Source organism: Neobacillus drentensis (assembly GCF_036962765.1).
Taxonomy (GTDB): Bacteria; Bacillota; Bacilli; order Bacillales; family Cytobacillaceae; genus Neobacillus; species Neobacillus drentensis_C.
This window is the reverse complement of record NZ_JBALOS010000059.1, coordinates 11,071-20,847: the sequence shown is the minus strand read 5'-3', so window position 1 is coordinate 20,847 and position 9,777 is coordinate 11,071. Positions and strand designations below refer to the sequence as shown.

The window sequence follows — 9,777 nt, the reverse complement described above, 5'->3', positions numbered from 1 at the left end:
CCCGCAGGAGTCTTCGCGCCTTCCTCTCCAATCAACAGGCTGCCAAAATCTACAATAAGCTTTAACATAGCCAAAAAAAAAACTTCACAGTTGTGAAGTTTCTACATTTTCAAAACCTTATGCAACCCATCAAATTCATATCTACCTGACATTAAATCCTGAATGAAATTCAACCCATACTGGTTTAGATAATAAAATATATTCCAAACTCTTTCTTGTGGAAAGCCGTCCGGTCTTAAAGCAAGATCGACACGATCATATTTTTTGAGTAGATTATCGTGCTTTAACTTTCCTGCCTCATTAAGCTTTGATTCCATAAACCCGATTTCTTTTAGTAAGTAACTTTCGTTTTTCTTTAATAATGGTAATAAACCACGATCCAATTCAACTGTCTTACTTTCAATTAGTCGGTACTGATTGACTAGTTGCTCCTTAATACCTAAAAATAATGCTTCCACTTCTTTATCTTTAATTTCTTCGAGAAATTGATTTCTTTCTTTAACCGTTCCATCGCTTAATATATCTGCTATGTTTAAACACAATTCGTTAATGTCTGTTTCAATGGAACGATCAAGAATCGTTATGTTCAAACGAGGAACAATAGGGGGCAGCTTGATATGAAAATGCTCAAAAACTAATTTGAGTTCTGCCCAGTAAGAAATTTCTCCGGGCCCAGCTATGAAAGCAACAGTTGGAAAGAGCCATTCTTGCATGAGCGGCCTTGTCACCACATTATTGCTTAAAACTACTGGATTCTCTTCGGCGCACTCCACTAATTGCTCTCTCGAAAATGCTAAAGCCCCATTTTTCCCCACAAAACAATCATTTCCACGATCAAATTCAAGTAAAATCCGGTCATTCATTTTTTGGTCATAGTAGAATAGGTTCGCATTCTGTTCATTTGCATCAATCGTAATCGGGAACCCGTTTTCTCCAATTTGCTTTTGTTGTTCCAATAATTTGGATGTTATCGCTTCATGGTGAAGGATTTGCTGTTTAAAAAATTCCTTTTGCAGCATGCGAAACTCTTTGTTACCAGAGTCAACGATTAATAACCCATAATCCTTGAACAATTCCATAATTATATTGGCAAAAAAATCGACAAAGGTGGTGGATTTTAAGATTTGTTCTTCAGCAAATTCTAACAATGTATTCGTGTGTTCTGTCTCACCGAAGTTCTCAATTAAATTTTGTACCCACGAATTACAGACTTCTTTGTTTATCTGAATATCAGAGACCATTTTCTTATGAAGGACTCTTTCAGGGTATGTCCATTTATCAACCTTTTGATTCACTGGTACAAACACATGATTAACTTCTTGGAAATCATGGTCTTCTCCAGCAATCCAAAATACAGGAACCACTGGTACTTTGAGCTGTGCCTCTTTTTGCTCAGCTAATTTAATTATTGAAATCACTTTATGTATTGAATAAAGCGGTCCTGTAAGAACACCTGCCTGTTGACCCCCAATAACGACAAGACTATTATCTAATTTTAGTTTATCGATTGATTCTTTAACAGCTTCAGACGATGGAAACCGCTTCATAAAGCTCTCAATATGTTCAGCAACCTCTAAGCGAGGAAAAGATCGGTTACTAAGTTCAGCAACTCGTTTGGCATCATCGGTTCTTTCATTAAACCGGTAATGAAAAAAAGGCTGGATTTCAGGAGATTGTTCCAAATAATTCGAAGCAAACCGATTGGTTGCTGGTAAAGAGAGATTTAAAATCTCCATTCATTGTACTTCCTTTCTGATCACCCAAATTCATTCTGTTAAGAGTATACCACTACCAACCACATTTGAAAAAAACTTTGGCTTATCTTTCAGTTGGAAAAGGTAAAAATCAAGGCACGATGAATTAAACCATAAAGGGTAAGGGCGAGGTAAGCAAGGAGAAATAGGATAAAATTAAAACGCCAAAAACCCTTCATCACTTTTTTTAAGATAATTTCTTCTTTTACTTTCCAATGAACAAACACAAAAACCATAGCAATTAAAATCATAATTAATATGATTAACCAAAAAAATGATCTTTCCCATATCGTTACAATTAAAAAATGAACGGAAATAATGAATAAAATCGTTGTGGAATCTAGTGCCAAGTGAACAGACTTTCGCGTGTTTCTTGTAAACATTTTCATAACAAAGAACACAATAATAAATCCTAAAAAAGGTAATGCAAAGAAAATTGAGATAATAGAGGATAGAAAAGTAATCAAGCATATTCCCCCTTTATCATTTCTTTCCCTTTTATTAAATAATATAAGTTCTCTACTTGAGGTGCTTTCCTATTCTTTTTATCAGCTTCATCTAAAATAAACCCCAAGATTGCATCCACTTCTGTCATTCTGTCTGCTTCAATATCTTTAAGCATAGAGGAACGGTTTGCGGAAGTATTTTTACAAATAGTAATAATTTGCCGAAACTGTTCTTCTGTATTATCTAAGTTTAAGATAAAAGAAATCTCTGCATATAAATTTTTTAGTACCTTAAAATAGTATTGATTTTTTATCAACTCGCCATTTTCCACCTTGAGGATAGCCGTTAATGGATTGATGACAGCATTGACCACCAATTTACTTAGGAGCGTGTTATAATAATCCTCCTTAAACACAAGTGGAAATTCCAGTGGTGCAGAGGAAATCAATTCAAACAATAGAGTTGGATCTCCTTTAAAAACAGCAACTTTTGTCACGGCTTCGCCATTATGGGTAACAGTATATCGATTTTCTTTCAGCGCACCATGCTCCACTGAACCAACAAAAATATTCGTTAACGGGATGCAATCAAGCTGTTTTAAATGCCCCATCCCATTTTGTAAAAATAACAGATTGCCCGGAACAGTGGGCAACTCTTTAATTTTCTCCATAATTGTTTGAAGTTGATATTGCTTCACGGCAATGATGGTAAGATCTTCATGTCCCTTCCACGCATTCATAGGTAAGGCCTTTATTATGGATTTCGTTTGTTCCCCTTGTTTTTTCAGCACGATTCCATAGTTATTAATTTCTTCAGTTTGTTCATGTGTTCTTGTATAAATCGTCACTTCGAATACTCTACTAAGGTAAGCAGCGAATAACAGGCCAATTGACCCAGCACCAATAATTCCAACCTTCATGATAATCCCTCATTTTAGTCGTCTTTACCCATATTTTATCAGATGCTGTCGATAGTTTGTTACTAAGATTTAGAAAAAAATTGAGCCCTATTCGATTAAGACCGAATAGGGCAAAAAATCAGACTGGGTAAACCGGGTGCTTACGAATGCTGAAATTTAATTCCTTCGTTTCGTAGAAAGCAAAACGTTGAATAAGGACATGTCGTAATTCAGATGGTGCGACTATTTCATCGACTATAAGTTCTGAAGCAAGTTTATAGATGTCAATATGTTCTTTGTATTCTTTGTGCTTCTCTTGAACAAAAGCTATTTTTTCTTTCGAGTCTTCAATTTGATTAATTTTGTTTGAATAAACAGCATTTACTGCTGCTTCTGGACCCATTACCGCAATTTGTGCTGTAGGCAACGCGATGCAGCAATCCGGCTCAAAAGCTGGACCAGCCATGGCATAAAGACCAGCACCATATGCTTTTCTCACAATGACTGAGATTTTCGGGACTGTGGCTGAACTCATTGCAGCAATTAACTTTGCCCCATGCCGGATGATACCAGCTCGTTCAACCTTTGTTCCAATCATGAAACCCGGTACATCTGCCAAAAATAAAAGCGGAATATGGAAGGCATCGCAGAGTTGAATGAATTTTGCCGCTTTATCGGCAGAATCAACAAATAAAACACCGCCTTTTACTTTAGGCTGATTGGCAATAATGCCAATCGGTCTACCATCGATTCTAGCTAGCCCCGTTATCAATTCTGGTGCAAACAATTTTTTGATTTCATAAAAACTAGCATTGTCCACCAGACTATCAATACATTCATACATATCAAACGGTGCGTTTTGGTTTTCGGGAATAATGGCTTCTAGTTCACGGCCTTGTTTGGATGCCACACCCGCAGTCATCTTTGGCTTTTCTTTAAAACTAGCAGGAAAATAACTGACATATTTTTTTGCTGATTCTATGGCTTCCTCTTCACTATGGGCGAGAACATCCCCGCAGCCGCTGACAGAACAATGCATTCGTGCACCGCCCATTTCCTCAAGTGTTACCTTTTCGCCTATAACTTTTTCAGCCATACGAGGTGACCCCAAATACATAGAAGCATTTTGATCAACCATAATGACGATATCACAAAAAGCAGGAATATAAGCTCCACCAGCTGCAGAAGGACCAAACAATATACAAACCTGGGGGATCATCCCAGACAGTTTCACTTGATTATAAAAAATTCTTCCTGCGCCACGACGATTGGGAAACATCTCTAATTGGTCAGTTATTCTTGCCCCTGCAGAATCGACAAGATAGAAAAGCGGAACCTTTAATTTTTCCGCAACTTCTTGAATGCGGATTATCTTTTCAACCGTTCTTGCTCCCCATGAACCCGCCTTGATGGTCGAATCATTCGCCATGACACAAACCGTTTGCCCGTTAATTTTACCAATCGCTGTTACAACACCATCTGCAGGAAGATCACCAGCCTTAAAATTGGCAAATTTACCATCTTCCTCATATTTTCCATCATCAAACAACAAGGCAAGGCGCTCACGAACAAACAACTTTTTTTGCTCTTTAGCCTTTTCGTGATATTTTGGATGTCCACCAGCTTCAATTATTTTACGATTCTCATTTAATTGCTCATTCAATGGATTGGTTACTGACATCATTCTCACCCCTTTTAAAAACTTCTATTCTAATACAATTAATACGTCGCCTTCATTTACAAAATCACCAATGTTAACTTTTACATCCAATACCAAACCCACTGTATCGCTTTCGATTGGAATTTCCATTTTCATTGATTCAAGCATTACTACTTCCTGACCTGGATGAACTTGATTACCATTTGCTACAAAAATATTTAAAACTGTTCCCGCCATGCTTGCTGTTATTTCTTTCATTCTGCCATTCTCCCCTTAATTCACTAATTTTTTTGTTAAGGCTCTTTTCGTAAACTTTGTTGCTTTTGGAGCTTAATAAAGGTTATTTACTAAGTTTCTAGGCAATTTTCGCAAATGTTCTTACGAAAAGATGCCACGAAGCGTCAAGTTATACGGGTTGATGAACTTACGAAAAAAAAACAATTTATGCGAAAAAAGCCTTTGTTAAAAAGCCTGTGTTGTACGCCCCGTTTTGAAAGTCATTACTTGCCAATATGTTTAGAAAGAGTGGAACATTTGTTTTAATTCCTTCAATTTTGACATCATTGAAGAAGCGAACAGCCTCTTTCAATGCATGTTCACGAGTTTCATGATGAATAATGATTTTGGCAATCATTGGATCATAGAACGGCGTAACTGTCCCGCCTTCTTCATAACCTGAATCAATCCTAACCCCCGCTTGGTCATTCCACTTAAGAGTACTGATTTTACCTGGTGACGGTAAAAATCGGACAGAGTCTTCAGCATACACCCTAAATTCAATCGCGTGACCCGACGAAGTGATATCATCCTGGAGCAAAGGTAAACGTCCCCCTCGAGCAATGAGGATTTGCCACTTAACAAGATCAAGACCAGTTATCATTTCGGTCACAGGATGTTCAACCTGAAGACGTGTATTCATTTCTAAAAAGTAGAAATTTTCGTTCTCATCTACAATAAATTCAATGGTCCCAGCATTTGAATAATTAACAGCACGTGCTGCCTTTACGGCTGTTTGAAGCATTTTCTGACGAGCTTTATCAGATAATATAGGTGATGGAGATTCCTCAATTACCTTTTGATGTCTTCTTTGAATCGAACAATTTCTTTCGAACAGGTGGATGATATTTCCATGATTGTCTCCAAACACTTGGACTTCAATGTGTCTAGCATCTTTGATATATTTCTCGATAAAGACTTCGTCTGAACCAAAATAGGCCAATGCTCTCGCTTTTGTCTGGGCGAAAGACTTAACGAGCGCTTGCTCATTTTCACAATATACCATTCCAATTCCGCCGCCGCCGCCGCTCGCCTTAAGCATGACAGGGTAGCCGATTGATTGTGCAAGTACGCATGCTTCCTCACTGCTGGTTAATCCACAGCCACTTCCGGGAACTACGGGTACACCAGCTTGCTCCATCGTTTGACGAGATACCACTTTGTCACCCATTAATTCAATAGTTGAAGGTCTAGGTCCGATAAAAATAATTCCTTCCTCGATGGCTCGTTTAGCAAAACCAGCATTTTCAGATAAAAAGCCATAACCAGGGTGAATGGCATCTACTTTCTCACGTTTCGCTATCTCTAAAATTTTATCAACTTGCAAATATGATTTGTTAACGGGAGGTTCCCCTACACAGAAAGCCATCGTTGCCGCTTTTACAAAGGGCATTTCCCTATCAGCTTCAGAATAAATAGCAATTGTTCCAATCCCCATCTCCTGACAGGTTCGAATAATCCGAAGGGCTATTTCTCCACGATTGGCAATTAAAATTTTTTGCACTTTTTATTCCCCCTTCGTACCCCTTTTATTCCACCATTTATATGGTTCTACATCATTCTCCTAATTTCCTGCCTTTAATGAAAACGCTTCCTCAACTTATTTGAAGAATTTTTTAAGTTTTTGTTATATAATGAGAATGATTCATTTGAATAATGCAAAAATTATTTCATTTCATGTTATTCAAGTGCAAATGAATATATACAAGATTATCAGTTACCATTTTAGGAGGTCGACTATGTCAGCAAAAGTGGAAAGACTTAAAGTAAATTTTAAAACACTAGAAGAATTTAAAAAATTTAAAGAATATGGGATTCAAGAACTATCCATGATTGAGGATCTTGAAGCAAATATGGTTGATAACGATAGCGACTCACCATTTTACGGAATTTATTTTGGGGACAAATTAGTAGCACGAATGAGTTTATATCAAATTGACGCAAAATTTGACCGCTATTTCTATCCACCACAAAACTACTTAGAGTTATGGAAACTTGAGGTATTACCTGGTTACCAAGGTAAGGAGTTTGGTAAGGCACTTGTAGAATTTGCGAAAAACTTTGGTCTGCCGATTAAGACGAATCCAAGAGTACAGTCAAGTGGTTTTTGGGAAAAGATGGGCTTTGCTAAAGTAGAATACGAAATGGAGCGAGACCGTGGTGAAAATCCACTAGTTTGGTATCCTTCAGGCGTTGAGGCACAACAGCATTAATGGAATGCAAAAAAGCGGACATTTTGGTCCGCTTTTTCTATTTTTCTACTCTTTCAAGGTTACCATTTTTGTCCATTTGGAACTTCACTTTTTGCTGGCGGTCCTCGTCCTGAAGGACAACCATTTTCCGAGCTCTTTCCATAATTTCAATTAATGAACGATAATCCTCTTCGATTGCTTTTAAATTTTTTGATAATCTTTCATTTTCTGCAGCCAAATAGTACGTCTTCTTTTCCAACTCTTTAATTTTTTCATTAGACTTTTTACGTTCTGCTTCAATATTGGATGAGACTAGCGCTTTTTGTTGAAGTCCTTCCAAAAAATGAATGACCGTCGAAAATGTAATGGTGCTTCCTTGCTCATTTACCGGAGGGGTTGGAACCACTTCTACATTAACAGGTTCTTCAATTGTTTCTACTTCATTCGAGACTGGCTGTTTTTTCAACTCTTTACGCTGTTTTTTTGCAAGCTCGATCCCTGTTTTATACTGTTTTCTTACAAATGAATTCCAACGAAAGCCACAGGCTGCTGAAGTACGTGAGAGTTGCTTCCCTACTTCCTCGAATGCTTGCAGTTGTGTCCCGCCTTCCCGGATGTGTCGTAACACAACCTCAGCAAGCAACAAGTCTTCATCTTGGGACCATGCATCTTGTCGAGTTGGTGACATTAGTCATCCCTCCTAGTGTTTTTATAATACATATGCATCTACTAGAAAAGATAGACTTAATCAAGCGCGGTGATTTCATCTTTATTCTTGTTTTTTACGTATAAAAGCATTTACATAGTCATGATGTTTATCACTTTCCCAAAGTATGGAGCAATTTCTTACTTCTTCTTCTATTCTTTCACGCAGTTTTGTTTCTTCCCACTTTCTAACCCAAATCCTTTTATAGGATTTTAACACACTAAGATCGGCTGTCAGCATCGAACCAAAGTATGATTCACAAGCCTGAAGAGAGTCACCCTTATATAAAGAGTTAATAAACCCAATTTCTTTTAAATATGATACTGTTTGCAGGTCAGCTTCCATTAACAGCTTCATCGCTCTTGCGTCTGAGAGCTTTTCTGCTAAAATTGAACCCCCGCCCCAGCCTGTTGTTATTGCTTGTTTCCCTTGAACAAACCCTGCTTTAATCCCATCACGTGCTAGGCGATAATCACATGCCGCAGCAAGCTCACAACCGCCGCCTATTACTGTTCCATTTATTAAAGCAATTGTCGGAATAGGCAGGGTAAGAAGGGAATAAAGGATATTTGCCATTTTAGAGAGCATTCCGTACGCTTCTTCCTTTGTGCGAAGATGGTGAAAAACAGATAAATCTCCTCCTGAACAAAATGCTCGATCGTCTTCTCCGGTAATGACAAGTGCCTTAATATCAGGTTGAGAAGATCTTTGTATCGCTTTAACTAATCCTTCCATGACGTCAAAGTTAATAGCATTTCTTTTTTCACTTCTAGTAATCGTAAATAATAAATAACCCATTTCCCGTTTTTCGATGGAGTATGACAACCTTTGACACGTCCTTTCTTTGATAACAATTTCATTTGCGCTGTTATAAGTATGTATAATTTCTAGGCTCTGTCAAACTAGTAAGTTGATTTCCGCTCCAGGTGCGTGCGGTTCGCGGGCGGCCCGGGGAGCCTCCTCGTCGTCTCCCCTGACCCATCTTCCCGCAGGAGTCTCGCACCTTCTGCTCCAATCAACTTAGAGTCAAAATCAGCTAATTTCAAAAAAACGACAAAAGCACAAGGGATATTGACCCTTGTGCTTTCTATCTTATCGAAAATTAGTCGTTTACTACGTCTTTTCCTTTGTATGTTCCGCAAGCTTTACATACGCGGTGTGAAAGTTTCATTTCACCACAGTTTGGGCAGCTTACCATACCAGGTACGTTTAATTTAAAATGAGTACGACGTTTTCTTTTTGCAGTTTTAGAAGTCCTTCTAAAAGGTACAGCCATTCTTCCCACCTCCTTAAAGAGTATTAAGAAAGTAATGAAGGCCAGGAATGCTGGGTCTTCACTTTGCTTCTTAGATTTGTCGATTATGATTCGGAAGAAGAATTGTTTTCATCAAAAAACTTTGCGAGACCTGCAAGTCTCGGATCAATTTTTTTAGATTGATCTTCTTCATGAACAACTTCCCAATCCTTGCCAGACTGTGGAGCAGCATCTTCACGATTAACATCTTCACAAAAAACTTGCATTGGTATCTCAAGTAAAAGAATTTCTCGAAGGATTGGTATGACATCAACCACTTCACCTTTCACTTGATATGCTTCCTCTTCAGTTTCATAAACAGAACCTTGTAAGAGGAACGTTTCAGTTGTTTCAACATTAATTGGAAGTTTCACATCCACTAAAGTACGAGAACATGGAAGTATTAAGTAACCTTCAATTTTTAAATGGAATGTTACTTTCGTTGAATCGATATCCCCCCGACCAGTAATATGCATCGGAGAAACTTCTCGAATGGTGGGATCATCTTGTTTGATCTCATCCATACGAACTATCTCATCAATCATAAATT

At 37.9% G+C, this 9,777-nt stretch carries 11 protein-coding genes; 1 reads left to right on the top strand and 10 read right to left on the bottom strand.

The genetic code is table 11. The features are described from left to right. Window positions 1-101: 101 nt before the first annotated feature. The 6 genes from bshC to V7137_RS09480 form a co-directional block, all read right to left on the bottom strand. Window positions 102-1,736, bottom strand: coding sequence for a bacillithiol biosynthesis cysteine-adding enzyme BshC (gene bshC, locus V7137_RS09505; protein ID WP_335697861.1), 1,635 nt, complete (start codon window positions 1,734-1,736; stop codon window positions 102-104). An 89-nt stretch (window positions 1,737-1,825) separates the two neighbouring features. Continuing rightward, the gene (locus V7137_RS09500; RefSeq protein ID WP_335697860.1) at window positions 1,826-2,221 is read right to left on the bottom strand and encodes a DUF3397 domain-containing protein; all 396 of its coding nucleotides are present in this window, start codon (window positions 2,219-2,221) and stop codon (window positions 1,826-1,828) included. Then, window positions 2,218-3,120: a 2-dehydropantoate 2-reductase gene (locus V7137_RS09495; RefSeq protein WP_335697859.1), complete on the bottom strand. Its 903-nt coding sequence runs from the start codon at window positions 3,118-3,120 to the stop codon at window positions 2,218-2,220. Before V7137_RS09495 ends, V7137_RS09500 begins: the two co-directional genes overlap by 4 nt. A gap of 118 nt (window positions 3,121-3,238) precedes the next feature. Continuing rightward, window positions 3,239-4,780, bottom strand: a complete 1,542-nt coding sequence (locus tag V7137_RS09490) for an acyl-CoA carboxylase subunit beta (RefSeq protein ID WP_420490111.1) — start codon at window positions 4,778-4,780, stop codon at window positions 3,239-3,241. A 24-nt stretch (window positions 4,781-4,804) separates the two neighbouring features. Continuing rightward, entirely contained in the window at window positions 4,805-5,017 is a 213-nt protein-coding gene (locus V7137_RS09485; RefSeq protein ID WP_335697857.1) for an acetyl-CoA carboxylase biotin carboxyl carrier protein subunit, read from the bottom strand. A gap of 184 nt (window positions 5,018-5,201) precedes the next feature. Further along, complete coding sequence (locus V7137_RS09480) at window positions 5,202-6,539, bottom strand: acetyl-CoA carboxylase biotin carboxylase subunit (RefSeq protein ID WP_335697856.1); 1,338 nt, start codon at window positions 6,537-6,539, stop codon at window positions 5,202-5,204. 235 nt (window positions 6,540-6,774) lie between these two features. Here V7137_RS09480 and V7137_RS09475 point away from each other — a divergent pair, with 235 nt between their 5' ends. Continuing rightward, entirely contained in the window at window positions 6,775-7,248 is a 474-nt protein-coding gene (locus V7137_RS09475) for an N-acetyltransferase (protein WP_335697855.1), read from the top strand. A 37-nt stretch (window positions 7,249-7,285) separates the two neighbouring features. Here V7137_RS09475 and V7137_RS09470 read toward each other — a convergent pair whose 3' ends face one another. From V7137_RS09470 to V7137_RS09455, 4 genes are all read right to left on the bottom strand, one after another. Further along, window positions 7,286-7,915: an RsfA family transcriptional regulator gene (locus V7137_RS09470; protein ID WP_335697854.1), complete on the bottom strand. Its 630-nt coding sequence runs from the start codon at window positions 7,913-7,915 to the stop codon at window positions 7,286-7,288. An 81-nt stretch (window positions 7,916-7,996) separates the two neighbouring features. Next, the gene (locus V7137_RS09465) at window positions 7,997-8,758 is read right to left on the bottom strand and encodes an enoyl-CoA hydratase/isomerase family protein (RefSeq protein WP_335697853.1); all 762 of its coding nucleotides are present in this window, start codon (window positions 8,756-8,758) and stop codon (window positions 7,997-7,999) included. 277 nt (window positions 8,759-9,035) lie between these two features. Further along, window positions 9,036-9,209: a 50S ribosomal protein L32 gene (rpmF, locus tag V7137_RS09460; protein ID WP_026566356.1), complete on the bottom strand. Its 174-nt coding sequence runs from the start codon at window positions 9,207-9,209 to the stop codon at window positions 9,036-9,038. A gap of 83 nt (window positions 9,210-9,292) precedes the next feature. Further along, a partial coding sequence (locus tag V7137_RS09455) for a YceD family protein (RefSeq protein WP_335697852.1) occupies window positions 9,293-9,777 on the bottom strand: 485 nt, incomplete at its 5' end.

Bases quoted from the DNA above. Each gene is read 5' to 3' on its own strand.
- bshC (WP_335697861.1), bottom strand. From the start codon at position 1,736: ATGGAGATTTTAAATCTCTCTTTACCAGCAACCAATCGGTTTGCTTCG.
- V7137_RS09495 (WP_335697859.1), bottom strand. From the start codon at position 3,120: ATGAAGGTTGGAATTATTGGTGCTGGGTCAATTGGCCTGTTATTCGCT.
- V7137_RS09490 (WP_420490111.1), bottom strand. From the start codon at position 4,780: ATGTCAGTAACCAATCCATTGAATGAGCAATTAAATGAGAATCGTAAA.
- V7137_RS09485 (WP_335697857.1), bottom strand. From the start codon at position 5,017: ATGAAAGAAATAACAGCAAGCATGGCGGGAACAGTTTTAAATATTTTT.
- V7137_RS09475 (WP_335697855.1), top strand. From the start codon at position 6,775: ATGTCAGCAAAAGTGGAAAGACTTAAAGTAAATTTTAAAACACTAGAA.
- V7137_RS09470 (WP_335697854.1), bottom strand. From the start codon at position 7,915: ATGTCACCAACTCGACAAGATGCATGGTCCCAAGATGAAGACTTGTTG.
- rpmF (WP_026566356.1), bottom strand. From the start codon at position 9,209: ATGGCTGTACCTTTTAGAAGGACTTCTAAAACTGCAAAAAGAAAACGT.